Genomic DNA, 374 nt, shown 5'->3' with positions numbered 1-374 from the left:
GTAGTATCCGGTGCACAGGCTGCCGACGCTATCGTCGCCGCCGAACCGGAAGCAGTAGAATACGTCAAGGTTTGCGACGCCTACGGCACCGGCTACTTCTACATCCCGGGCACCGAAACCTGCCTCAAGGTTGCTGGTTACATCCGTTTTGACGTCGGCTTCGGCTTCGGCGATGCATACGACAACAACGGCGGCCAGGATTGGGCCGATCACACCCGCGCTGAACTCTCGTTCGACTCCAAGAGCGACACTGAATACGGCACTCTGACGGGCCGCATCGCCCTCCAGGGCAACTACAACGGCGCAACGATCCCGACGAGTGGCATCACCGGCGGTGCGAGCACGACGATCGGCAGTGCAGGCAACTCCGTCAT

1 protein-coding gene is annotated in these 374 nt (G+C 61.2%); it reads left to right on the top strand.

All coding sequences use genetic code 11. The features are described from left to right. A partial coding sequence (locus tag SB772_RS39375) for a porin (RefSeq protein ID WP_410838435.1) occupies nucleotides 1–374 on the top strand: 374 nt, incomplete at both ends.

Origin of the sequence: Paraburkholderia sp. SIMBA_030 (assembly GCF_046535245.1) — a bacterium.
In the GTDB taxonomy this organism is placed as follows: domain Bacteria; phylum Pseudomonadota; class Gammaproteobacteria; order Burkholderiales; family Burkholderiaceae; genus Paraburkholderia.
This window is presented reverse-complemented; position numbering and strand designations above follow the sequence as displayed.